Origin of the sequence: Algoriphagus namhaensis, from assembly GCF_042649705.1 — a bacterium.
Taxonomy (GTDB): Bacteria; Bacteroidota; Bacteroidia; order Cytophagales; family Cyclobacteriaceae; genus Algoriphagus; species Algoriphagus namhaensis.
In genome coordinates this window covers 198,696-223,302 of sequence record NZ_JBHRZS010000002.1, presented here as the reverse complement: position 1 = coordinate 223,302, position 24,607 = coordinate 198,696, and the positions used below count along the sequence as shown (strand labels likewise).

Genomic DNA, 24,607 nt, shown 5'->3' with positions numbered 1-24,607 from the left:
CCTTTCTGATTATATAATATTCCCTAACGAATGTTACCGAATTTGTTTTAAAAACACAATCAATTTAACGATTGTTCAATGTTTTTTTACCGAATCGCTCAGAATCATTTTTGACTCCGGTCCGACATTAAACAACAAATCCAATACGCCGAGGTTGGGTTCAAAGTCTACGCCAAAAAGTTGAAAATAAGGTGTCGCCCGATAGTAGTTTCGGGTAGTATACGGCTCCTGGGTGCTCATATGCCCTCTTATGTCCTTTTCTACTTGTATTTCTGCCGGGTCATCAACTAGGACGATCTTGGCAGGAATACCCAAAAAACGTAGACATAATGTCAGAATATCAAGATTCAAATCCCAAAGATGGGAATGCTCTTTTTGAAAAATCTGCTCAAAAAAAGGAAAGTAATGTTCAAAGAATGGGGCTTTTCCATACGCACTTTGGATACTTCTTAGGTGGCCCATCACCCACTTTTGTTCATAATCGATTAGAAGTTTACCCTCTGGGATTCGTGGCCGTCTCCCTTGAATGGGTACGGTGAGGCGCTGAACTTTATTCGGACCAAGGATATCTGTACGATTGATAAATGATTTTCTTCGAAATTCCTGCCCGCGACAAAAAACCACCTCATCATAGTCAAGAATAGCACAGAAAAACTCAAGGTTTGGGAAATAGAAAAGATCAGCAGCAAGCTTGCTCATGGGTTAAAAAATATCCTCTAAAGAGCCTAGACCTTCTCGCAAAACCTCCACTTCGTCTTGAGTACAATCCAAAACCGTGGATGCCACATTCTGTCCATAGCCACCATCAATCACGACATCGACCAGGTTTTGATACTTTTCATAGATCAACTCAGGATCGGTATTGTATTCGATCACTTCATCTTCATCCACAATGGAAGTGGTCAAAATCGGTTGGCCCAACTCCTCCACTAGCATACGAGGTACCAAGTGATCCGGAACCCGGATTCCCACCGTTTTTTTCCTGCTGTGCAAAATGCGTGGAACCTCATTGCTTGCTTCCAAAATAAAGGTGTAAGGACCTGGCAAGGCCTTTTTCATCATCTTAAAAACAGGCTTGCTAATGACTCGGGTATACACTGAGATATTGCTCAAATCCGCGCAGATAAATGAAAAATTATGTTTTTTGGGATTGATTCCCTTGATCTGACAAATCCGCTCAATCGCTTTTTGATTGGTAATATCGCAACCCATCCCATAAACGGTATCCGTGGGATATATCACCACTCCCCCATTTCTGAGCACCTGCGCGATATGCTGAATCTTTTTCTCTTCAGGGTTTTCGGGATACAACTTGATAAATTCTGCACTCATGAGTCTATAATCTTGGGGTCAATTTGGAAAAAAAAGTCAGTAATTCATCAAAAATAGGAATATCAGCGGGCGCCCAATTAAGTTTTTTGGCTTGATCAAAACTGTAAAACGCTACTTCTTCATGCTCCAAAGCCACCAATTTGCCAGATTCCCAAAGACATACATACGGGATAAGTTCAATGAGCTTCCCCTTTTCAGATTTTAGATGACTAGAAGTAAGTTTTTGAGTAGGAATCACATTGACCCCCAGCTCTTCTTTTATTTCTCGGATAAGAGCCTCTTGTTCAGTCTCTTTACCTTCAATTTTTCCGCCAGGAAATTCCCAATAGCCTGGCAGACTCATACTTTCTGAACGCTTGGCACAAAGCAATTTACCCTCAGAAATAATTATAGCGCACACGACCTGAATAGCCTCCATCCATCAAAGATAAAAATTCAAGATCAACCTGTCCTAAGGATAAACGTAGGGGATAGCAGTCTTTTTCCTATTTTTGCCCTCTATGATTACGGATAAGAAAAGAAATTTCCTGCTGGTGCTTCTCGTCACCGGATCGGTTCTCGCCATTTCGTTTACCTTTTATTTCTATCAGGTCTTCTATAGCCCAAACACACTTCTAGAGACCGAACAGGAATATGTGCTCAAAATACCAAGTAATGCCACCTATGCCATGGTGAATAAAGAGCTTTACGATCAACGTGTGATTAATGACGCTGTGAGTTTTGGTTTTGTATCCAAGGTGCTGGGATATCAGGATGCGGTGAAGTCCGGGCTCTACATCATCAAGCCAAAAATGACCAATCTGCAATTGGTTCGACTACTTCGATCCGGTAATCAAGCCCCTGTGAAAATCACTTTTAATTCCATCCGTACCAAGGAAGACCTTGCCGAGCGAATAACCAAAAATCTGGAGATGAGTGAAGAGCAGTTTCTGAAGGTTATTCAAGACTCGGTTTATATTCGGAAGTTCGACTTTGAAGAAGAAACCATCATTAGCATGTTTATCCCCAATACCTATGAGGTTTGGTGGGATACCAGCCCAGAAGCGCTTTTTGATCGAATGTATAAAGAATATCAGCGCTTTTGGACCGATGAACGCAAGGAGAAAGCTAGAAAACTCGGTTTGTCTCAGAAGGAAGTAAGTACTCTCGCTTCAATCGTACAGGCGGAAAGTCAGCAAAAAGCCGATGAGCGGCCCACTATTGCCGGGCTTTATCTGAATAGAATTCGGATTGGAATGCCACTGCAAGCAGACCCTACCCTTGTTTTTGCCTTAGGAGATTTTGAGATTAAAAGAGTACTCAACGTACACAAGGAAATCGACAGCCCTTATAATACTTACCAAAATCTGGGTTTGCCTCCAGGTCCCATCAACCTACCAAATATTGCATCCCTGGACGCGGTACTCAATGCGCAGGATCATAACTACCTGTACATGTGTGCCAAGGAAGATTTTTCAGGCTATCATCAGTTTGCCTCGAGCTTGGCTGAGCACAATGCCAATGCAAGACGCTATCAAGCTGCTCTAAATCGGGCTAAAATCTACCAATAATGTATCAAGCCGAAACCCAAATCCGTGTACGATACGCGGAAACAGACCAAATGAGCTACGTCTATTATGGCAATTATGCCATGTACTTTGAGGTAGCTCGGGTGGAAGCCATGCGTTCGGTGGGATTTTCTTACAAAGAAATGGAAGATGCAGGAGTGATGATGCCCGTACTGGAAAGTCACATCAAATATCATCGCCCGGGCAAATACGATGAGCTTTTGACCATTCGTACCAAAATCCCAGAGCAGCCGAGTGTACGCATCCGTTTCGAATACGAGGTCTTCAATGAAGCAGAAGAACTGATCACGGAAGGCTGGACCACACTAACCTTTCTCAACAAAGCGACACACCGACCGACCAGACCTCCAAAGAATTTATTAGATTTACTGAAAGCCTATTTTTAAAGCTGCGTGGTAAAAGACAAAATTCAAAGTATACAGAGAGAGCTGCTTCACCAGGCCAAAAAACTGAAGAAAATTCATTTTGGCCACCCGGAAAACAATCTCTACGACCTCGGGCAAATCTTTATTGAGCAGCTGCGCAAGGATGATATTAATGAGCGCGCGGGTTCGATGGCTTTCAGCTTTACCATCGCCCTGTTTCCTCTACTCCTGTTTTTACTGAATTTAGTTCCATATCTGCAAGACTTTTTCCCTTACGTCACCACGGCAAACATCTTGGCTTTTATTCAAGAGATTTTACCAGGTGACCTCTATTCCCAAACGGAGAATACCATTATGGATATCGTATCCATCCCCAGGCAAAGCTTGCTTTCCTTGGGTTTTTTCTTTGCCCTCTTTGCTTCGACCCAAGGTGTGGTCTCCATGATGGATAGCTTCAACTCAGTATATAAAACAAAGGAAAGCAGGAGTTTTTTCCGAACCCGATTTATTGCAGTGGCTATTGTGATTATGCTGGCTTTGACTGTTTTCGCAGCAAGTACAGTAATGATTTTTGGGTCAGTCTTGATCAACCGAATTGACGAAATGCAAATGTTCAATTCTGGCTTTATGCTATTTCTCTTCAATTCCTTTAAGTTTTTGATCCTTCTTTTGATGTTTTATGTGACCTCAGCCTTTATTTTCAGATTTGCCCCGGTAGTACATGACAAGTGGAAATTTGGCTCGATAGGAGCCAAAATGGCCGGTTTGCTGATCACAGGCGGATTTTATGCTTTCACATTTTACTTGAATAATTTCGCTAGCTACAATAAGCTCTATGGGTCCATTGGTACCCTCATCGCCCTAATGCTTTGGCTTTGGATCACCTCGATGATTGTATTGATTTGCTTTGAAATGAACGTGAGTCTAGATCTGATCCAAGAGGACATCCGGAATGCTGAAGCAGAAGAAGATCGCCTTCCTCCCTTTGCAGATTAAAAATTTTCTTTCCTCTCTAAAGTGTGTGAAACTATTGGAAAAGGTTGTTTTCCTAGAAAGAGGCATGAATACCAAAAGAAGAAGAAGTACATTTTAGAGTGAGGAACAGTCATTCGATGAGATTAAGCTGTCATTACTTTTTTTAACCCAAACACAATTAATAAAAATTCCACTTTCAAAGTCGGGGAATATGGTAACCCTACCAATGGAATCCCATTTCTAATTGTGAATGGCGTTACCGTGGTAAAAAACAATGAAGCTCTGCCCGTAAAAACCGGACAAGAGATATATTGATCTTTTGGAAAAGCACTCGTAAGATTTAATGAAGTTTGAACATGGGAAATAGTTCTATTCAGAAGAAACGCAAGCTTAAAACAACTACTACAAAAAAGACTGGGATCAATATTCAAGTCTTTATTTTTTTTAGAAAAGCGTAAATCCGATTTGAAGGACAAAAAACTGCTGAATTACGCCTAAGACAGCTAAATTAGTCTATTGTTGAATTATTTAGTGAATAATTATATTGAAACCAATTTTCATTGAATTTTTCCTTCAAAGAGATTTTTAATTCCTGAAATATTATTCCAAATTAGAAATACTTTTCTACCGAATTATTCATGCTTACCACAAAACTAAATAGGCCCACTTTATCTAAAGATTTTTTACACAGAACTCATCTTGTGGAAAAATTGGAAGAAAGTAGCCACTTGCCCCTGATCTTAATATCTGCTCCGGCGGGTTATGGTAAGAGTGTGCTGGTCAGCCAATGGCTGATGAAATACCAAAAAGATTTTTCCTGGCTTTCATTGGATGAAAGTATGAATGATACTTCTACTTTCATTTCCTATTTGGTTGATAGTTTAGAGAAGTTTGGGGATAATGAGGAGATTCAAAGGATTTTTAATAATAAAAAAGAACTGCACTTCCTTTCCTGGGATGCGATTATAGATAGAATAATCAATTCAGTTAACCAAATTCAGAAAAATTTTAGGTTGGTGCTGGATGATTATCACTTGATCAAAAATCCAGATATACACCAATTAGTAAAAGTATTAATCAATGAGAATTTAATCAATTTTCAGGTGGTGATCAGCACCCGTTGGGATCCTCCCTTCCAGTTAAGAGAACTGAGGTTATATCAAAAAATGCTTGAGTTCAGGATGCGTGACCTCAGATTTGATAAATCTGAGATTCATGAACTATTATCCACTGCGGATGACATTAGAATCAGCGATACTGAAGTTAATTCACTTTTTGAAAATACTGAGGGATGGATCTTAGCAATCCGAATGTTTCTATTGGCAAAATCCTTTTCGGATCTTGATGATGCAAACAACAACAATGATATCCTAGTCCATGATCTAGATCGCTTGATGTTTCATATTAGTGAAAATCTTGACCCGAAATTTTTTCGAATAATGCAACTTTGCGCGCTTTTTGATCAATTTGACAAAGAGTTAATCAACGCTATTTGTAAGTGTGCTTTTCCCGGTTCTTGTTCAGCTGACACCTTTCTTTCCAAACTTGTCGAATTGAACTTTTTCTTAATCCCCATAAGAGATACGCAAGGAAAATTCAGATTCCACCATTTAATTGGCGATATTCTGCAAAGACAGTTGCAAAACTGTGAACCGGCTTTAGTCAACTCAATTTATAAGCAAATAAGTGAGTGGTTTTCAGAAAAGGGCTTATTTAATGAAGCAGTGCAATATTCGATCAAGGCTAATAACTATACTTTAGCCTGCGATCTGATAAAGAACCATAGAGGAGTTTTGCTGGAAAAAGGACAGTGGTGGGTTTTGCAGCGATGGATAAAAAACATTCCCCGTAAAATTCGAAATTCCCATATTGATCTCTTACTTACAGAATTACTTATTTGTGAAGAAACATGGAACCTTGCCGATTTATCTTCGATCCTGAAAATGTTGGATTCAATTGGGATTGAAAACTCAAACCCGAAGGATTTTTCTCAATATCTGTTTCATTTAGGCTACTACTTGACCTATGTCAACCCAGATCCAAAAAAAGCAGAAGAAGCGCTTGAAAAATCAAAAGCCTTATTTTACGACGAAAGTGCCATGTTTGGTACTCTCCGGGAAGTCATAATTGCCACCAACAGGCAAATGTTGGGTAAATCAGATCTTGCGTTGAAGACCCTTGAGGATATCCAAGAAAAATTTGATTATTCTTCAATAATGCAATATCGAGCTGTTCAAGGCAAAGTCTTTGTTCACTTACTTTCAGGAAATTTTGGATCGGCTGCCAGTGATTCGAAAAAACTACAATTTCTTGCCCAAGGTTCCGATTTCAATTATGCAGAATGTTGGATCTACTATTTTCTTGGCAACATTGCCATTCAATCTCACAACGAGAAGGAAACCAAACAGGCGTTTACACAAATGTTGACTTTGGAGGGAAGATTACATTATCGACTTTATTTTGATGCCCTTAGTGGGTTGACTCTAATTAGTTCTTTAAAAAGAGATAAAGAGACAACTAATTCATTTCTAGAACAAATGAGACAATTGGCCGGAAGCCTGAATAACCCGAAGTTTCAAGATTACTTCGAATCCGTCAAGGCAAGAGTCCGCTGGCATGATGGTCAAGGGGAAAAAGAGTTGGACTGGGCAATCCAAGGTTGGGTAAAACAACCCACAGGGAAGTATTTGTTTTTAATAGATGTCCCTGAACTAACAAAGCTCCGGATCATAGTCACCCACGGATCCATTCAATTGGTAAAGGAAGCACTAGAGGTACTTGACACTCTTGAAGGTGCTCTAAATGAAATTTATAACAAGTACCACGCGGTCGATATAGCGCTTTTGAAAGCGATAGCGGAATATCGTATAGGTGATTCGGATTCTGCAGAAAAGTCCCTTGAGAAAGCCCTATTACTTGCAGAAAGCTCTGAAGTATCCAGGCCCATACTTGAGGCATACCATGTTTTACCCGAATTATTTAATCTCATCAGTTCTTCAAGTGAATCTTTCCATTCACTCGCCCGATTGGGCCTCAAAAATAGCCTGGTGAAACAAAATCCAGAAAAGCTGACTATTCAAGAATTGACAATTCGTGAACAGGAGATCGTGAAGCTTATCGCAAATGGACTTAGAAACAAAGAGATTGCTGATCAACTTAATATTTCTACTGTAACCGTAAAAAGCCACTTGACCAATATTTATCGAAAGCTTGATGTCCCTAATCGAACCTCAATGCTTCGAATAATTCGAAATCAGTAAATCGTATCTTCAATAACCCATTTTTTTGCCTGATTAATCTCAGTTAATTTTTTGAGAAATCTGAATTCAAAACATTAAGTTTCACTAATTAAAACTAAGCGTCAGCCTTGTTTTTAGAGGAAAAATCAGGATAATCCTACCTTTTTGCGACTTAAGTTGTAGAAATAGTCAATTGGTCCCTCACTATATTGTTAGAATGAGAAGGGACGAACTAACTGACTTTAGGAAAATTGTACCCCAAGAATCCTCTGCCTATCAGATCAAGATTTCGGGCCAAGTGACATCGTCACTTATAGCTATAGTCGGTGATATGCAAATTCAAAAGCATCCTGAAAATGATGAAATCAATCTCATTGGATGTTTTCAGGACCAATCCGCTCTTCTGGGTATTCTTAATGCCGTGAATGACATCCGTCATGAAATACTATCGGTACGCATTTTAGAAACTGGTTAACACTGAATAATAAAAGAGAATTCAATCTCAATATATATCGGTGGTTAAATCCGGTTTATGAAAAAAAACTCAAACCAAGCAATCAATATTATATGAATAAGAATTTTAATATATCTAAAATAGTTCTCGCATGTCTCTTCACTTTGGCATCATTATCTACTTATGCACAAGAGGAAACTGAGAAAAGTTCGGCAAAACCTGAACCAAGTGCGGCAGACATAGCCAAAGAATTAGCTAATCCCAATACTGTAAGGGGTACCTTGAACTTTAACTTTGATTACATGCATTACCAGGGCACTTTGCCCGGCGCGGGAAGCCAAAACAGCTTTTCGATGAGTTTTCAACCTAGCCTTCCCATACCAATAAACAAGACTACCAATCTTTTTGTAAGACCAAATATCCCAGTTTATTTTTCGCAACCGGCATATGGGCAGAATGGTTTTGAAAATGCTGGAGTCAATCTGGGAAATATCAGTGCTGATATTGCAGTAGGTAAAACATTTCCATCAAAAACAGTAGGGATACTCGGGGCATTTGGAAGTTTTAGAACGGCAACAGACGATATCTTAAAGTCTCCTTATACGCTGTTAGGACCTGAAATCATGGTTGCTCAAATTTTTAAATGGGGTGTTCTCGGTGCTATGGTAAATCACTCATGGAATGTGAATAAGATTGAACCATCAACGGATGATAGTTTTTCTATTACAGGTGATAATATATGGATTGCCTCAGAAGGAGGAGAATCTGCTAGTATTACTGCCGGTCAATATTTTTATACCGTTACTTTACCAAATGCCTGGCAGATCATGGCGTCACCAACCTGGTCTTATAATCACAAAGCCTCAGAAGGCAATAAATTAACATTTCCTATTGGTACGGGTGCAACTAAAGTAACACGTATTGGCAAGTTGCCTTTTAAAATCAATTTCCAATATTGGTATTATGTTGCATCACCTGAAGCTTTTGGCCCGCAACACCAAATCCGCCTTACGCTTTCTCCAGTTGTGCCTTTGCCATGGTAAGAGCTCATAAATAATGAGGACATACTGCTTATTAAGAAAAAGGAGAAATGTATGAAAATATTATCAAATAACATTGAAAGTATGAAAAGCCAAAATATAGGTTTAACACTACTATTTTTTTTAGTAATGCTTAATTATTCTGTCTATGGGCAAGATATAAAGAAAGACACTATTCTTGTAAGAGATCTTTCAGGTCCAAACTCTGTAAGTCAGCAGATGAATCAAGACAACACCTCAAACGGATTGTTTTATATAGGGTCTGCGTTAGACAGTTTAGACCAATTGAAAAAAAGGTTTTATAAAAAAACTGGATTTATTATTAATGCAGATTATAACTCACAAATAATGGGAGCTACCGAAGCAATTGGAGATAATGTTAGTGCTAGTGGTGTGTTTCGTATTTATGGTAAGTATAATCTTGTTGGTAGAGGAACTTCAAATGAGGGCGGTTTAGTATTTAAAGTTGAAAATAGACATAAATACACCAACCTACCATTGCGTGAATGGGGGCTGGAAGGCGTAGGTTATGCAGGTCTTCTGCAATCTGTTTATAATAATGACAGGTGGCGTGTAAGTAATCTATATTGGAGACAAACATTTGCTAAGGCTAATATTGTCGCTTATGCGGGATTTCTGGATGTGACTGATTGGACTGATATTTTTGTATTGGCTAGCCCTTGGAGTAGTTTTAACAATTTATCATTTGCAACAGGTTCTAGTACTATCGGTGGTTTATACCCTGATGGTTCATTAGGTTTAATGGTAAGCGCATGGTTAACTGATGATATTTATGTTATAGGAGGTTTAATTGATGCTAATGGTAGCGCCACAAAATTTTATAAAGGATTTGATACGTTCTTTACCAAATTTGAAACCCTCAAAACTTTTGAAATTGGTTTTACACCAAATTCCGAAATGCCTATTTTACAAAACTTACATGTAACCTTATGGCAAGTGGACGAGACAGCAAGTGCTCCTAGTGGTTGGGGTCTTTCAGGCTCTATTAGCTGGGAATTAGGTAATAAGTTATTCCCATATCTGAGAGGGGGCTGGGCAAAAGATGGTGGCAGTATTTTTACAGCCTCAGTCAGTACAGGTATTGGTTATAATGTAATAGGATCCAACGTATTTGGATTAGGATTAAACTGGAACCGACCAAATGAAGGTCTATTTGGCACTGGCTTGAAAGATCAATACCTGTCTGAAATATTCTACAAATTACAGGTTACGCATCATATTGAATTCTCACCAAATATACAATTCATACTAAATCCAGCATTAAATACTAATGCAAACTTTACAACAATTTTTGGAGCACGTACACGAATTAATATATAAATACACTAGGAAAATTATTGTAAAAATCAAGGAATAATAAACAATATAATAATTTGATAAAAATGATTACAAAAAGTAAAAGATAAAACATAAAAAAAATTGTAACAAAAAAAATGACATTAATACAAATTTTACATTAACCAAAAACAATTTACTATGAAAAGAATGAAATCTATTTTCGGTCTTCTTGTAGCATTGGTATTACTGAATAGTAATGTATTTGCGCAAGAAAAAGAAGCACCCAGTTACCAATTAATCACCAATGTGAATGTATGGGATGGAACAAGTGATAAGCTTGTAAAAGCAGACGTATTAATTGAAAACAACCTAATTAAAGAGGTTAAGAATGGAATTACAGCACCTGCAGGTGCAACTGTAATAGACGGTAAAGGTGGTACCGTAATGCCTGGCTTAATTGAGGGACACGGCCATTTATACTTGAATGGCTCCACGCTAGCGGATATTGAAAATAATAAAGGTTATGATGAATTAGCGATTAGAGGAGCGGTAAAAGCTGAAGCTGCTTTAATGTCAGGATTTACGACTTGGAGAGATGCAGGAGGAATGGGTTCTGGGCTAAAGAAATCTATTGATGCAGGTTTAGTAGATGGACCAAGAATTTATCCCTCTGGTGCTATAATTGGCCCAACTGGTTCTCACGCAGATTTTAGAAATTATACAACTCCTAACGAAACTTTTTTTGGGGGGCATTCTTCGGCCGCTCGCAATGGCATGAGTTATACGACTGATAGTCCAGAAGCGATTAAAACAGCGGCTCGCCAAAACTTTATGCAAGGAGCAACTCAAATTAAAATCATGTCTAGCGGTGGAATTGCTTCACAATTCGACCCTTGGCAATTAAATGCGTTCTCTGCAGAAGACATACAAGCTGCTGTTGAAGTAGCAGAGGCTTATGGCTCTTATGTACAGTCTCATGCGTACTCCAAGACAGCAATTATGAGGTGCTTAGATAATGGAGTAAAGACCATAGAGCATTGCTTAATGTTTGATGAAGAGGTTGCGAAAAAAATGGAAGAAAAGGGAGCATATATGACCACAAACGTGACGTCTTTCTCTCCTCTCATTGATCAACTGGATTATATACGAACAAGTCCAATGTCTAAGAAAAAATATGAGTCTGCGAAAATAGCGGCTAAAGACTTTGTTGAAAATGTAAATAAATATCAACCAAAAATGGGGTTCAATACTGATGCGATTGGCGATCTTCAAAACGGTATAACGCAAGCTGACTATTCCATTTATTTAAGTGGAGAGCTCTTTGGTAATTTATTTACATTAAAATCGCTGACTTCTGTAAATGGTGAAATTGTAAAACTTGCAGGAGATGTTCTAGACCCATATTTTGAAGGTAGTTTAGGCGTAGTAAAACCTGGAGCCTATGCAGATCTTCTTATTGTAGCCGGAAATCCATTAGAAGACTTAACACTTATTGGAGCTAATGAAAAATGGTTTGATGCACCTGGACGTGCAGGTGATGATATCCCAGGAATGAAGCTTGTCATGAAAGATGGCAAAGTATATAAGAATACTTTGTAAGTGAGTCATTCTAAAGAATGAAATCGATCTGGATTAAAAAAAGACTGAATGTGTCAATCCCTCTAACAAAGGGAGGGCATATTCTGTCTTCATTAAAACTAACAAGGGCTACCAGCCTCTCCTACCGCTTCATTGCCTTGCTAGTTTGTTTGTTTGCTTTTACAAATCTAAATGCGCAAAAGCTTGATTCCATTACACCGATACGCGATAACATAGGAGATCTAAATGAAGCAGCTATTAGAAAAGGTGATTTCCCGGGTGCCATTAGACTCCCCGGCACAGATGTTTCTCTGGCCATTGGAGGATTTATTAAGGCTGTTGCATTATACGATACCAGATATAATGAAAAAAACGAAATCCTTCTTCCCGGCACATTCTCTCCCGAAAATATTTATAAAGGTCAGACCTATATGGGCGCCAAAGCATCGCGATTATATTTTGATGGAAGGTCTACCATAAAGGATATAGATATGCGAGGTTATTTCGAGATGAACTTCACGGGAGCATCGGGATTTAACTTGCGACACGCTTATTTAGAATTGAGTAATAAAAAGGGTCAAAAACTATTAATGGGGCAATACTGGAGTCTCATAATGGATTTGGAGGCAATTCCTGAAGGTTTGGTTGAACCTACGATAAGTGGACTCCCCTTTATACGCCTTGGACAAATTCGGTTTAGCACCCCACTCTCGAAAACGCTTGCATTATCGGTTTCTATGGAAGAACCCAGAAATTCAGATCTGAAAGGAGTTAATATGATTCCGTTGAATAAATATCCTCTTTTTGTTGGATCACTGAGCATTGACCCTTCATCTATATTTCATTTTAGCATCATGGGAATGGTTCGCCCCATGTCTATTGCTGATTTAACAGATGATTCTCAAAATCCTGCAACTGGTTATTTAAGCAACGCAACGCTCATCGTTAAACCAAATGATGCTAACAAGCTTACGCTTGCAGGCCTGTATGGTTCAGGAGCCTCAAATTATCTATTGGGAGCGGATAGCAATACAGGATATTTCGATGGAATTCGAACTGAATTACAAACCCAACATGGTGGTTTTGGTGCATACCGCCATGAATGGAACGAAAAATTCAGGAGTAATTTCGCATATGGAATGTTTGTCGGTGATGAAATTCCCAATAATCCTAATCCACATATAAAATCAAGCACCTTCGCTTTTATTAATACGTTTTACAGGGTTAATCGATATGTAAATATTGGTGTGGAATGGATATACTCAGCCAAGGAAAATTTCAACGGGGGAAAATTCAATAATAACCGTTTTCAATTTGGGATACAGCTATTTTAAAGACAGCTCTAACCAGTACCTGTAAATAAAGTGATGTTATAAATGGAAAATCATAATCGAATAATTTAAAATAATAAATGAGTCAGAAGCTTTTGAGACCGAGGGAAAGGCAAATTCGAAACCGGAATACAGAGTAGGATTGCGTTTGGAACTCAATTGCTGCATTATTCCAGCTATGACTGACGGAGGCTTATTCGATGACAGTCTAGGTGAGGGTTTTGAAATAGGAGTTGTTATTTTCTCTCCTCAATTCTTGAAAAGGATTTTATTAAATACAATATCTTCGAATTTTATATTCATCGTGAATAATTCAATCATACAAATACAGGATTTACAGTTTAATTGGGACAAATCGAAGGTTCCTTTTATAATAATTCCGAAACTTGCACTTTTGAAAAGTGAACATCTTTGGATTAAAGGCGAAAGCGGAAGTGGAAAAACTACTTTTTTGAATTTATTATCCGGGGTTTCACCCCTAAGCAGTGGTAAGATAAAAATATATGGCGGAAATTTGGCTGATGTGTCATCTTCAAAATGGGATACCATCGAAAAAATGAAACTTAAAATGAAAGATGGAAAAGTATATAAGAATACTTTGTAAGTAAGTCCTCCTAGAATAGCTTAACAGATTTATACAACTTGGTATGAACGTGCTAACTCAGCCATCAAAGAACATTAAGAAATAATTTTAATTTAAACATACGAAACAAGTTCGCAAAATTTATAACAAAGCTTTTAAAGAGAAAGCTGTTCCATTGAGTTACGATAGAAAAAACATATCAGAACTCTACAGAGAGTTGGTTTGCGAGTTAAATTAGGTTCTATGGAACAAAAAGAAGATAATATGCAAGGAGTTTCTTTGGTTCAGGGAGGACTTATTTATGCCATTATCCTTAAAATTCAAGGTAGAATGCCTATGAAAAATAGCTTGCGAAATAAAGCTATTATTATGGCTTTATTGACTTGGATTCCGCTTGCTGTTTTATCAACCATCCGATATTATTATGCAGGAAAAGTTGATGGGATTCCATTTTTCAAAGATATTTCAATGTATACACGATTTTTATTTGTAGTACCCTTATTTATATTACTAGAAGGGAGCATTGATAAAATCTATGTTCAGTACTTGCAAACCACAAGTATTCTTATAAAAAGTGAGTGTAAGGAAAAATTTAGAAGTTTGGTTTCACTATTTGGTCGATTGTCCAATTCTTTTCTGCCTGAAATTTTTATTCTTGTCTCAATTTATACAGTAGTTCTGTTTCGATGGGAAAACCTGCATGTTTTTGAATCAGGAAGGGGATACCTGGTTTCTGAAAGCTCTGAACAATTAACCTTAGCAGGCTGGTATTTCATATTATTTTCCTTTCCGGTGTATCAATTATTGGTATTCAGATGGATTTGGCGCGTGTTGATTTGGTTGTTCTCAGTTTTACGCTTTTCCCGTTTTAAATTCAATATCGAACCCATGCATGCTGATCAGATGGGAGGACTAGCATATCTAAATCTATTTCCTTTTTATCTCTCACAGGTACTCGCAGCATTTTCAAGCATTTATGCCTCAATGCTTGCCATTAGAATTATGTTCGAAGGCGATTTGCTCCAAAATAATGTGTATGACATTCTGGTTTATGTATTGACGCTTTCGCTACTTCTATACGTACCTTTATTAGCCTATTTGCCCATCTTGTTGCGATTAAAGAATAGGGGAGTCCATTTATTTGGGCGTTTAATATCCAAACATAATAACGATTATTTGGAAAAATGGATATACAATAACGATGGTAAAGAACCCATTTTGGGAGCAATGGATAATTCTTCATTAAACGATATTAACGGCAGTTATCTTTCAATTGCAAATATGAAACTTGTGCCAATTGATATACGCTTGTTTCTTTTAAGTGCAGGATTGATACTTATACCATTTTTACCGTTGGTTTTTACAATTTATTCCCCTGCTGAGCTATTTGAAATATTGCTTCAAACTTTGTTTGGCACTTAATTATAGTTTATGATAACAGAGATAATGTTTTCGCCTACAAAGGGAATTAATGCAGAATTGTCTTTTAACTACAGTGCAAAATGGTTAGGATCAAGTGATGACTATGCGACCATGTTTTCAACTTTTACCTTGTTGCCCCGTTTCGAATTAAACTTTCAAAGTAGTTTATTTTGGACCGATGAATCCTTGAATACTTTCCGGTTTTTGAAGAAAGACTTTATTAAAAACAATACCACTCAATTCTAAATTCATCGTGAATAATTCAATCATAGAAATACAGGGCTTACAGTTTAATTGGGACAAATCAAAGGTTCCCTTTATTACAATTCCGGGACTTGTAGTTTTGAAAAGTGAACATCTTTTGATTAAAGGCGACAGCGGAAGTGGAAAAACTACTTTTCTGAATTTATTATCCGGGGTTTTACCCCTAAGCAGTGGTGAGATAAAAATATTAGGCGAGAATCTGGCTGATGTGTCATCTTCAAAACGGGATGCCATCAGGGCAAATCACATGGGTGTTATTTTCCAGATGTTTAATCTCATCCCCTATCTTTCGGTTATAGAAAATGTACTTATTCCCATACATTTTTCTGAAGTCAAAAAGAATAAAATCCAGACAAGGGGAAGTACTGCAAAAGAAGAAGCAATCCGCTTACTGTCTGAATTGGGTCTTCAGCAGAAAGAGATTCATGAAAAGAAAGTGACCGAACTCAGCGTTGGGCAACAGCAGCGGGTTGCGGCAGCAAGGGCTTTAATTGGTTCGCCAGAAATTATCCTGGCCGATGAACCAACTTCAGCACTTGATGAAAAGAATTCTTTGCGCTTCCTCGAACTGCTTTTAAAAGAGTGCAATAAAAACAACAGCACTTTATTGTATGTAAGTCACGACAGTCGTATCCAACAAAGATTCCAACAAAGTATTTCCATCCATGATTTTACAGAAAATATGCGGATTGCTGAGAAAAAAGGAAAGGAGGCCATGGAATGTTCATCTTGAAACTCGCGTTAAAAAGTATGTTGAACCGTAAGTTTACGGTGGCACTTACCATATTTTCTATCGCTATTAGTATCACACTTTTATTGGGTGTTGAACGGATAAGGATTGGCGTTGAAAATAGTTTCACCAATACAATTTCAGGCACCGATTTGGTTGTTGGCGGGCCCACCGGCGACGAGCAACTTCTTTTGTCAACAGTATTTCATATCGGTATGGCTTCCAACAATATCAGCTGGAATAGCTACGAAGATATTGCCTCCAATGAATTAATAGAATGGACGATTCCGATTTCACTGGGCGATTCGCATGATGGATTTAGCGTAATTGGCACGAACCAAGACTATTTTACACATTATCAATTTGCTAATAAACAGCATTTGCAATTTCAGGCTGGAAAAGCGTTTCAAGAAACTTTTGATGCCGTTTTGGGGGCAGATGTTGCAGCCGCTCATAACTATAAAATTGGCGATGAAATTGTCATCAACCACGGTTCGGGTGAAATTGCATTTCAAGATCATGGCGACAAACCTTTTCACGTAACTGGAATCCTGCAACGTACCGGCACACCTGTGGACCAAACCATTCATGTTAGTTTAGAAGGGATCGAAGCCATTCATATTGACTGGGTAGATGGAATGCCCGACAAAAGCATGCACTTTTCGGCTGAAGAGGTAGAGGAGCTAAACCTTAAACCCGAATATATTACTGCTTTTTTGGTGGGATTAAAAAACCGAACAGACGTATTGGCCTTACAGCGCCAAATCAATACAAATAATACTGAGCCCTTAACTGCGGTTATGCCGGGGATTACCTTGCAACGGCTTTGGAACATGATGGGCAAAATTGAAACAGCACTGTTGATTGTCTCTGGTTTTGTGGCCATTGCCGGATTAATAGGTATGCTTGTAGCATTGCTTACCGGCGTTAACGAAAGACGGCGCGAAATGGCAATTCTACGTTCGGTTGGTGCCAGCCCCTTAAAAATATTCGGTTTAATTTCCAGCGAATCTATAGTAATTACCCTATGGGGAACAGCGCTGGGTATAGCTTTTGTTTTTCTCTTATTGCAGATAGCTAAACCCATACTGGAAACACAGTACGGCATTTATTTAAATCCCTCAGGGATATCATTACGGGAGATTTATATTACCGGAACGGTAATAATTTTGGGAGTACTAATTGGGATAATTCCTGGGTACAAAATATATAAATACTCACTTCTGGATGGAATGACAGTTAAAATATAATTTGATTTCACACTAAAAAGCTTAATAAAAAAAATATGCGTAGTTTAATTTTCTCTTTTCTGTTTTTAACCGTTTTTACTGGTTCCTTTGCCCAGGAGGTAAAAGAAATTCAATGGGATGATCTGATTCCGGATGAAGTTGAAATTGATGATCCTTTTGAAAAATTGACGGAGGATCAAATTGATGATTTAAGATATATCGTGAGAATGCGGACGCTTCAAGAAAGAAAACCGGGGAGTGTGGCCGCTGAAAGTCTGAAAACAATTGAAGAAAAAGAAAAAAAACTTGCCGCTGAAGGAGTTAATGTTGAGAGCATTCTTGCCCAGCATACAGCTATTACGGAGCTTCTGAAAAAGAATGCGGAAGCAGTGGTCGAGTCCTTAGACGGATTAAACATTAGAATGTTAGGTTATTTATTGCCGCTGGACTTTAATGGAAAAAATGGTGTTGAATTTCTTTTGGTGCCCTGGGTAGGGGCTTGCATCCACACACCGCCACCACCCGCAAATCAAATTGTTTTTATAAAATTTGACAAAGGCTTCGAAGTGAATTCCCTCTTTGCCCCAGTGTGGGTGGAAGGCACGCTGCTAACAGAAAAATTAACGAAAGATCTTTATTTGGCAGATGGTGAGTCCAAAATAAATGTGGGCTATGCCATGTCGGCAAAAAAAATCTGGGCCTACAAGAAAAAGTAAATAAGACAAGCAAGGGACCAATATGGAAAGAGAATACGCTAATGTCAGTTGTAGTAAAAATTAGATTTTGAAACACTTTTTATGTTTCAAACAGCAAACTTTATATATATGAATCTTACCCGTTTTCTAACACTTATCTTCCTGATCAGCATTACTGTAAAAGCGATAGCTCAGCAGGATACAACTGATGTCGATTTGAAACGCACGCCATATGAATTGATGTCCAATTATTACAACAATGATTTTCATCCTTTTAAAAAGAGAAACATTTACATAGGCATGGCATTTGGCTTGGAAGACAAGCAATCGACAAATACTATCGGACTCTTAGAAAATATCATTGACGGCGACCGACTCAACTATGACCTCCTGCTGAGAGCAGGATATTATACAGGTAACTATGGAATGGTCGGGATAAATTTCAAGTACTACCAAAATAGATTTGCAGGAGAAGTCTTTCGAGAACCTGATACCCTTCAGTCAAATTCCATCAGCAGGGGGATTGAATTTACGCCAAACTTCCGGTCTTCTGTGCCCCTGACAGACAATGAGCGCCTTAGTTTTTTTACGGAAGTGGGGTTAACCTTTGGCTTTGGCAATACACTAAGACGAACCGTTAGAGACCTTGATGTGGTAGATAAGACCTATTCCTCAGATTTCAATTTTCGCGTGGGTATCAGTCCTGGGATCACTTTTTTTGCGATGGAAAACTTTGCCTTTGAGATTCAACTCAATGTGCTAGGCTATGAACTTCAAGTCAGAGATCAAAAGGTCAACGATGGGGTAGAATCAAGGGAAATCCGGCAAAATGTGGATTTCAATATTGATCTGCTCTCCCTAAATCTTGGGCTGGCATACTATTTTGGATCTAAGAGATAAAATAGAATCTATTATGAAAAAATATATCATTCTTTTCGTTTTGACCATAGTTTTATCTTCCTGTGTCAAGGAAGATTTCTTTGGCTTGTCAAACTATGGAAATATCAAATCTATAGTTGTAAGCAACCAGGCGAGCAATGCATTAATCAATACCAATGAATTTACAGTAGAAGTTGAAATCCCAGCAGGAGTTGATCTTTCTAACATCTCAATTCAAAGCTTGGAACTATCTTCATTCGCCACAGCAGACAAGCAAGTGGGTGACATACTTGACTTACGAGAACCTCAACAGATTTTTGTAACGGCGGAGGATGGAAGTTTGCACGCTTGGACCATCACTTCATTTGTTGCATCCGCAACTCCTCAGCTAGATAATGGAGATCTAAATCAATGGTATAAAACGGGTTCGGATTATTTTGAGCCCGGAAAGGATGCTGCATCAACCATATGGGGAACTGGGAATCCTGGCACCCAGATTTTGAACAAACTAGCTACTGTTCCATTTGATCTGGGAAATGGGAATCTCGCTGCACAAATGATCACATTGGACAATGGTAGGCTGGCAGGCACATTTGGTGCGCCCATATCCACGGGATCAATATTTACGGGGGTTTTTGATTCGGACAAAATTGACCCTTCTAATCCGCAGGCCGCCATAGACTTTGGAACTCCTTTTAGTGGCAGACCTGAGAAACTGAGGTTAAAATATAAGTACCAAGCTGGTGAAGTAAATAAGAATAAACAGGGTAATGAATTAGGGTACCCCGACATGTTAGATATTTATGCGCTCTTGGAAATAAGATTAGGAGGTAAAACAGAGCGCTTGGCTACAGCCTGGTTTAGAAGTAGCGACAATCAGTCGGATATGGTTATTTTGGAGGTTCCATTTACCTATGGTGAACTTGATGCCACTTTCCCGGATTACATGAAACCCGTAGGCCAAGATTATGTCAGCTCAGATTCCGCCTCATTTGTATTACCAACACATATTATTTTCGTGGCATCCTCCAGTTTCGACGGTGCTAATTTTGCCGGGGCAATAGGAAGTACACTAATTATTGATGATGTGGAAATGGTCTATAAAGAGTGAAGTTCGACTAGAAAAATCTAATTCTTATTTGAAAGAAGTGTTTTTTTTGCTTTGAAATGAATGTGAGTCTAGATCTGATCCGTGAAGGAATCAAAGACCCTTTTTCCAATATCCTCAAATATTTGCGAAAATAGTATTGCCAAAACTTCTGTACTTTTATCCTCATCTCCTTATCGATTCACTATGAAAAAAATCCAAATTTTCTACTTCCTGATCTTCACGGGCTTACTTTTAAGTTGCTCTGAACCTGCAGAAAATACAATCCCTGATTCTGAAATTAATGCTTGGTTTGACGCCGAATATGAAGAACTTCTTCAAATGAGTCCTATTCAGTTGACTGTCCAAGGAAGGAAAGACCGTTATGGTGAAGTCGATGATATGAGCGAGGAGGCTGAGGATAAAAAGCTAGCTTGGATGGAAGCGAGTGTTCAAGAGCTGAAGGACAAATTCCCCTACGAATCCCTTAGCGAGCAAGCCAAAATCTCTTACGACTTGTGGACCTATCAGTATGAGATGGAAAAGAGTAACCGAGAATTTCGTCGAATGGAATATGTCTTCAATCAAATGACTGGTCCACATACTCTCCTTCCAAACGTGATCATCAATTTCCATAAGGTGGATGATGCCAGTGATGCGGAAGCCTTGATTTCAAGATATGCCGAGGGGGGAAGAGCTATAACTCAGCTTTTGGAAAGAGCAAAATTGCAAACTGCTGAGGGAGTTCGACCACCAAAGTTTGCCTATGAATATGTAATTGATCAGTCCAAAGCCCTGATAAATGGAGCACCCTTTACTGAAACAGGACAAAATTCCGCTCTCTGGAATGATGCTTTAGGCAAAATAGAAGCCCTGGTAGAATCTGACAAAATTACGGCAGAACGAGCCGAAGCTTTGAAAGCCGAAGCCAAGGAAAACCTTATCAATAAATTTCAGCCAGCCTATCAGGAACTGATTACCTGGCTGGAATCTGAACTCCCAAACTTAGAAGAAAAACCTACCGGTGTCAGTCGACATGAAAACGGAAATGCACTCTATGCACAGCGCTTAAAAACAAACACAACAACAGCTCTTTCCGCAGATGAGATCCATAATATTGGTCTGAGTGAGGTAAAGCGAATCCAAGAGGAAATGCTTACCATCAAGGAAAATGTGGGATTTGAGGGGGATTTGAATGAGTTTTTTGAATTCGTAAATAGTGACCCACAATTCTTTTTCCCAAATACAGACGAAGGAAGGCAGGCCTACTTGGATGAAAGCACGGCCTTTTTAGATGAAATCAAGAAAAAACTTCCTGATTACTTTGGAATCCTACCCAAAGCGGACTTGGTGGTAAGACGTGTGGAAGCATTCCGGGAGCAAGATGGAGCACCCCAGCATTATAATCAAGGAACTCCTGACGGCTCTCGTCCGGGCACTTACTACGTACATTTATCTGACATGAATGCCATGCCTAAATCTACCATGGAAGGGGTAGCCTATCATGAGGGAAATCCCGGTCACCACATGCAGATATCTATTGCACAGGAGCTGGAGACTCTCCCCAAATTCAGAACACAACTAGGGTTCAATGCCTATGTGGAAGGATGGGCACTTTACTCGGAAATCTTAGCCAAGGAAATGGGGCAATACCAAAACCCATATTATGATTTTGGAAGACTCGTTAATGAAATCTGGCGAGCAATTCGCTTGGTCGTAGATACAGGAATTCATTCCAAAGGCTGGACTGAGGAAATGGCGGTTGATTATTTCTCAGAAAATTCATCCATAGCCCCTGGAGCGATCAAAGCAGAAGTGAGACGGTATATGGTTTTCCCTGGTCAAGCGACTGGTTATAAAATCGGGATGTTGAAAATTCTTGAGCTTCGAGCTATGGCCGAAAAGGAACTGGGTGATAATTTCGATTTGAAAGGCTTCCATGATACCGTTTTAGGAAATGGAGCTTTGCCATTAGACATTTTAGAAAAAGTGGTCAACCAATGGGTGGAAAAGGAAAAAGCTGAAGTAGCTGAGTAAAATTGCTCAATGATAACCTAAGCAAATTGCATAGGAAGTCTTGAAAAAATAACCCTAACAGAATCAAGGGTTTAGAAAAAATCCAGTTTTGGTATTTGTATTAAAAGAGAATACCCTTACTTTTGCAAACCTAAACAAGCGAGATCACGCAAGTTTACTATAGAGGAGTGGCAGAGTGGTCGATCGCGGCGGTCTTGAAAACCGTTGTACCGTGAGGTACCGGGGGTTCGAATCCCTCCTCCTCTGCAAACAAAAACCCAAGCAAATGCTTGGGTTTTTTCGTTTCGAGTCGTCGGGGCTATCCTTTCGATGTGCTACTGGATGCGGGCTATTAATCATCTACCAAGGATGAAGCAATCTCCCTGAACATTTTCCACTCCCCATCTTTTGTTCTTTTTAAAAGCATTAAAAATGTATCCTCTAATTCCTGAACATCCCCATTTTCATCAGTATAATACATAGTACTAACCCCAAAATCATAGGCAATGGAGTCGGAAACTATAACGGTTTCTTTGGGCCTCATTTTGATACTGTCATATCGAAACTTGTTACCATGTTCTTCTCGAAGTTTTCTGTAGGCCACCCAATCCTCGCTCCCCGGACCAACAGATATCATATCCGGAGCGGCAAATTTTCTCAAATCATCATAGCGCTTTTCTTTTACTGTATTCTGAAATGCAGCCCTCAACTGTTCAATTTTTTCAAGTTCAGCAGGAATATCTAATTTCGACACTTTTTCTTCCTCTTTTGAAGTTTGTTGGCAGGAAGAGAAAATCGCTAACAATAGTATTGACGCTAAGTATTTCATCATCTCAGGAGTTTGATAAAACATTAATAATTATAGGGTTATGAATGAATTTAAAAAAAAACTACCCCAAACACAAAGTGATAGCCAGTAAATTGACTAGAGAAAAAACAGTCTCGTGGCTCGAATCCCCCCATTTCTTGAGTAGTTTGTAGAAAATAAACTGAGGACCTCAACTTTGGCGTCAATGTTCGAATACTTTAGTATCATTAGCTATTTTCGTTTATAAAAAACAAGATTAACGAGGTGCTCGCACTGACTGATGTCCATTCTTTATAATCATGGAAATATCCTCCAGCGCATCTAGGTTTTCTAATGGATTCCCGTTCAGGATTAGCATGGTTGCTGGACTTCCAACTTTCAGGGAACCATTCCCATCGATAGGCAAGTGGCGTGTAGCGTTGCCAGTCGCCGTCTTTAGCACTTCCAGCAGTGGAATGCCAGCTCGGTCATAAATCCTGAGCTCTTCGATGAGATCTGATCCATAATTAACACCCTCGTTCGGTGGATCTGTACCTGCAATGATTGGTATCCCTAATTCATAAATTTCATAAATCTTCTCTTCAAAAAGCTTGTCCGGAACCAGATAGTTCTGGTAGTCAAACTCCCTTTGTATCTGGCTCATTGTGGTATCATATTGTGTCTGCATATTCAAGTTTTGCTGTAATTTCAGGGTCGGAATAAAGAATATTCCAGATTCTTTGAGCAACTTCTTATCTTCTTCAGACAATTCTCCTTGTGTTTCCCAAAAATGAGCAAAGCCGGATGGCCGAAGGGCTGCAATAGCCAAGGCATCATCCAGTTTTGTAATATGCACCAATGATTTCAGTCCGTGTGAATTTGCTTCGTGTATGATCTCCTCAATTTGTTGGTATGATAAGGTTGGCAGTTCTACGAGCTTCGCTTCTTCATACCAACCTGGCTCACGAATAATTTTGATCACCTCTGCTCCCTTCTCCACTGCTATTTTTACAAATTCAGATGCTGACAAACTATCTGAAATAAAAGGAAAATCATCCGAAAGGGGTAAATAAGTATGAGGATGTCCGTTTCGCACTGTTGCACCAGGCCCGGCGCCATAGTAATTGGAATAACCCAGAGAATCCCGATACTGACGCATTGCATTCTCCTCCGATAGAGATAATTCAAAAAGATCTAAAACGGTTAGTACCCCAACATCATGAGAAGTGGCAAGCATCTCCGACTCCCACATGTGAACATGCGCGTTCACTAGTCCAGGAACAACAAATTTACCGGTTCCATCGATTACAGAATCTGCAAGCAATGTTTCAATACTGATTGTAGCTACCGTGTCCCCAGCGATAGCAATATTTGTAATTCCTAGATTCTTTTCCCCATCAAAGATATGGACATTCGATATCACGAGATCATATTTGATAGGTTCTGAACATCCTGTAACAATGAATACTAGAAACCAAAAGGACAAAAATTTAAAGGAGCTTTTCATTTTTGATAATTTATTTGAACAAACATAAAATGAATCTATCCTCCTATTTTCACCAAAATGGGCTTGTCATCAGAATGGCTAAAATTGAAATAGATGCCCAAGTAGTCGATAGGGGAATGAGGCAAAGCCAAATGAGATCATAGATTTTAATATAATTAAATTCTATGTTTTTTGCTGATTTTTTGAGTATCGTAGTAGAGAGTTAGAACAATTCCTCAAAACAGAAT

General features: G+C 38.9%; 22 protein-coding genes and 1 tRNA gene. 18 read left to right on the top strand and 5 right to left on the bottom strand.

The window, feature by feature from the left end; genetic code table 11:
• Positions 1-75 precede the first annotated feature (75 nt).
• The 3 genes from ACFOSV_RS01035 to ACFOSV_RS01025 are packed head-to-tail and all read right to left on the bottom strand — an operon-like array spanning position 76 to position 1,750.
• Positions 76-699 carry a WbqC family protein gene (locus tag ACFOSV_RS01035; protein WP_377902485.1) on the bottom strand — a complete coding sequence of 208 codons (624 nt, stop codon included), beginning with the start codon at positions 697-699 and terminating at the stop codon, positions 76-78.
• A 3-nt stretch (positions 700-702) separates the two neighbouring features.
• Positions 703-1,332, bottom strand: coding sequence for an L-threonylcarbamoyladenylate synthase (locus ACFOSV_RS01030; protein ID WP_377902483.1), 630 nt, complete (start codon positions 1,330-1,332; stop codon positions 703-705).
• 4 nt (positions 1,333-1,336) lie between these two features.
• A complete protein-coding gene (locus tag ACFOSV_RS01025; RefSeq protein WP_377902481.1) occupies positions 1,337-1,750 on the bottom strand; it encodes a (deoxy)nucleoside triphosphate pyrophosphohydrolase in 414 nt (137 codons plus the stop codon).
• 82 nt (positions 1,751-1,832) lie between these two features.
• Between ACFOSV_RS01025 and mltG the strand changes: the two genes are divergently transcribed.
• The 18 genes from mltG to ACFOSV_RS00935 all read left to right on the top strand — a co-directional run bounded on the left by mltG (position 1,833) and on the right by ACFOSV_RS00935 (position 22,353).
• Positions 1,833-2,882, top strand: coding sequence for an endolytic transglycosylase MltG (gene mltG, locus ACFOSV_RS01020; RefSeq protein ID WP_377902479.1), 1,050 nt, complete (start codon positions 1,833-1,835; stop codon positions 2,880-2,882).
• Complete coding sequence (locus ACFOSV_RS01015; RefSeq protein ID WP_377902477.1) at positions 2,882-3,286, top strand: acyl-CoA thioesterase; 405 nt, start codon at positions 2,882-2,884, stop codon at positions 3,284-3,286. Before mltG ends, ACFOSV_RS01015 begins: the two co-directional genes overlap by 1 nt.
• A gap of 6 nt (positions 3,287-3,292) precedes the next feature.
• Positions 3,293-4,261 (top strand): YihY/virulence factor BrkB family protein, encoded by a 969-nt coding sequence (locus ACFOSV_RS01010; RefSeq protein WP_377902475.1) that lies wholly within the window; start codon positions 3,293-3,295, stop codon positions 4,259-4,261.
• Between the two features lie 680 nt (positions 4,262-4,941).
• Positions 4,942-7,500, top strand: coding sequence for a LuxR C-terminal-related transcriptional regulator (locus ACFOSV_RS01005; RefSeq protein WP_377902473.1), 2,559 nt, complete (start codon positions 4,942-4,944; stop codon positions 7,498-7,500).
• Between the two features lie 196 nt (positions 7,501-7,696).
• Entirely contained in the window at positions 7,697-7,954 is a 258-nt protein-coding gene (locus tag ACFOSV_RS01000) for a hypothetical protein (RefSeq protein WP_377902471.1), read from the top strand.
• 92 nt (positions 7,955-8,046) lie between these two features.
• Positions 8,047-8,976, top strand: coding sequence for a hypothetical protein (locus ACFOSV_RS00995; protein ID WP_377902469.1), 930 nt, complete (start codon positions 8,047-8,049; stop codon positions 8,974-8,976).
• Between the two features lie 51 nt (positions 8,977-9,027).
• Positions 9,028-10,314, top strand: a complete 1,287-nt coding sequence (locus tag ACFOSV_RS00990) for a carbohydrate porin (protein WP_377902467.1) — start codon at positions 9,028-9,030, stop codon at positions 10,312-10,314.
• Positions 10,315-10,470: 156 nt separating this feature from the next.
• On the top strand, positions 10,471-11,871 hold the full coding sequence (locus tag ACFOSV_RS00985; protein WP_377902465.1) for a metal-dependent hydrolase family protein: 1,401 nt from the start codon (positions 10,471-10,473) through the stop codon (positions 11,869-11,871).
• Positions 11,872-11,888: 17 nt separating this feature from the next.
• Positions 11,889-13,184, top strand: a complete 1,296-nt coding sequence (locus tag ACFOSV_RS00980) for a DcaP family trimeric outer membrane transporter (RefSeq protein WP_377902463.1) — start codon at positions 11,889-11,891, stop codon at positions 13,182-13,184.
• A 175-nt stretch (positions 13,185-13,359) separates the two neighbouring features.
• Positions 13,360-13,785, top strand: a complete 426-nt coding sequence (locus ACFOSV_RS00975; protein WP_377902461.1) for an ATP-binding cassette domain-containing protein — start codon at positions 13,360-13,362, stop codon at positions 13,783-13,785.
• 222 nt (positions 13,786-14,007) lie between these two features.
• On the top strand, positions 14,008-15,186 hold the full coding sequence (locus tag ACFOSV_RS00970; protein WP_377902459.1) for a hypothetical protein: 1,179 nt from the start codon (positions 14,008-14,010) through the stop codon (positions 15,184-15,186).
• A 253-nt stretch (positions 15,187-15,439) separates the two neighbouring features.
• A complete protein-coding gene (locus tag ACFOSV_RS00965; RefSeq protein ID WP_377902457.1) occupies positions 15,440-16,183 on the top strand; it encodes an ABC transporter ATP-binding protein in 744 nt (247 codons plus the stop codon).
• Positions 16,180-17,430 (top strand): ABC transporter permease, encoded by a 1,251-nt coding sequence (locus ACFOSV_RS00960; RefSeq protein WP_377902455.1) that lies wholly within the window; start codon positions 16,180-16,182, stop codon positions 17,428-17,430. Before ACFOSV_RS00965 ends, ACFOSV_RS00960 begins: the two co-directional genes overlap by 4 nt.
• Before the next feature lie 35 nt (positions 17,431-17,465).
• Positions 17,466-18,125, top strand: coding sequence for a DUF3299 domain-containing protein (locus ACFOSV_RS00955; protein ID WP_377902453.1), 660 nt, complete (start codon positions 17,466-17,468; stop codon positions 18,123-18,125).
• A gap of 108 nt (positions 18,126-18,233) precedes the next feature.
• Entirely contained in the window at positions 18,234-19,004 is a 771-nt protein-coding gene (locus ACFOSV_RS00950; RefSeq protein ID WP_377902451.1) for a hypothetical protein, read from the top strand.
• Between the two features lie 13 nt (positions 19,005-19,017).
• Positions 19,018-20,094: a PCMD domain-containing protein gene (locus tag ACFOSV_RS00945; RefSeq protein ID WP_377902449.1), complete on the top strand. Its 1,077-nt coding sequence runs from the start codon at positions 19,018-19,020 to the stop codon at positions 20,092-20,094.
• Between the two features lie 183 nt (positions 20,095-20,277).
• A complete protein-coding gene (locus tag ACFOSV_RS00940; RefSeq protein ID WP_377902447.1) occupies positions 20,278-22,107 on the top strand; it encodes a DUF885 domain-containing protein in 1,830 nt (609 codons plus the stop codon).
• A gap of 161 nt (positions 22,108-22,268) precedes the next feature.
• A tRNA-Ser gene (locus ACFOSV_RS00935) sits at positions 22,269-22,353 on the top strand.
• An 85-nt stretch (positions 22,354-22,438) separates the two neighbouring features.
• On the opposite strand, the gene ACFOSV_RS00930 is transcribed toward ACFOSV_RS00935, so the two are convergent.
• Both ACFOSV_RS00930 and ACFOSV_RS00925 read right to left on the bottom strand, forming a co-directional pair.
• Positions 22,439-22,939, bottom strand: a complete 501-nt coding sequence (locus tag ACFOSV_RS00930; RefSeq protein ID WP_377902445.1) for a YybH family protein — start codon at positions 22,937-22,939, stop codon at positions 22,439-22,441.
• A gap of 211 nt (positions 22,940-23,150) precedes the next feature.
• Positions 23,151-24,380, bottom strand: coding sequence for an amidohydrolase family protein (locus ACFOSV_RS00925; RefSeq protein ID WP_377902443.1), 1,230 nt, complete (start codon positions 24,378-24,380; stop codon positions 23,151-23,153).
• Between the last annotated feature and the right edge of the window lie 227 nt (positions 24,381-24,607).

Bases quoted from the DNA above. Each gene is read 5' to 3' on its own strand.
- ACFOSV_RS01030 (WP_377902483.1), bottom strand. From the start codon at position 1,332: ATGAGTGCAGAATTTATCAAGTTGTATCCCGAAAACCCTGAAGAGAAA.
- ACFOSV_RS00995 (WP_377902469.1), top strand. From the start codon at position 8,047: ATGAATAAGAATTTTAATATATCTAAAATAGTTCTCGCATGTCTCTTC.
- ACFOSV_RS00955 (WP_377902453.1), top strand. From the start codon at position 17,466: ATGCGTAGTTTAATTTTCTCTTTTCTGTTTTTAACCGTTTTTACTGGT.
- ACFOSV_RS01035 (WP_377902485.1), bottom strand. From the start codon at position 699: ATGAGCAAGCTTGCTGCTGATCTTTTCTATTTCCCAAACCTTGAGTTT.
- ACFOSV_RS01000 (WP_377902471.1), top strand. From the start codon at position 7,697: ATGAGAAGGGACGAACTAACTGACTTTAGGAAAATTGTACCCCAAGAA.
- ACFOSV_RS00970 (WP_377902459.1), top strand. From the start codon at position 14,008: ATGGAACAAAAAGAAGATAATATGCAAGGAGTTTCTTTGGTTCAGGGA.
- ACFOSV_RS00950 (WP_377902451.1), top strand. From the start codon at position 18,234: ATGAATCTTACCCGTTTTCTAACACTTATCTTCCTGATCAGCATTACT.
- ACFOSV_RS00940 (WP_377902447.1), top strand. From the start codon at position 20,278: ATGAAAAAAATCCAAATTTTCTACTTCCTGATCTTCACGGGCTTACTT.
- ACFOSV_RS00990 (WP_377902467.1), top strand. From the start codon at position 9,028: ATGAAAATATTATCAAATAACATTGAAAGTATGAAAAGCCAAAATATA.
- mltG (WP_377902479.1), top strand. From the start codon at position 1,833: ATGATTACGGATAAGAAAAGAAATTTCCTGCTGGTGCTTCTCGTCACC.
- ACFOSV_RS00945 (WP_377902449.1), top strand. From the start codon at position 19,018: ATGAAAAAATATATCATTCTTTTCGTTTTGACCATAGTTTTATCTTCC.
- ACFOSV_RS00925 (WP_377902443.1), bottom strand. From the start codon at position 24,380: ATGAAAAGCTCCTTTAAATTTTTGTCCTTTTGGTTTCTAGTATTCATT.
- ACFOSV_RS00930 (WP_377902445.1), bottom strand. From the start codon at position 22,939: ATGTTTTATCAAACTCCTGAGATGATGAAATACTTAGCGTCAATACTA.
- ACFOSV_RS00975 (WP_377902461.1), top strand. From the start codon at position 13,360: ATGACTGACGGAGGCTTATTCGATGACAGTCTAGGTGAGGGTTTTGAA.
- ACFOSV_RS00980 (WP_377902463.1), top strand. From the start codon at position 11,889: ATGAAATCGATCTGGATTAAAAAAAGACTGAATGTGTCAATCCCTCTA.
- ACFOSV_RS00985 (WP_377902465.1), top strand. From the start codon at position 10,471: ATGAAAAGAATGAAATCTATTTTCGGTCTTCTTGTAGCATTGGTATTA.
- ACFOSV_RS01015 (WP_377902477.1), top strand. From the start codon at position 2,882: ATGTATCAAGCCGAAACCCAAATCCGTGTACGATACGCGGAAACAGAC.
- ACFOSV_RS01025 (WP_377902481.1), bottom strand. From the start codon at position 1,750: ATGGAGGCTATTCAGGTCGTGTGCGCTATAATTATTTCTGAGGGTAAA.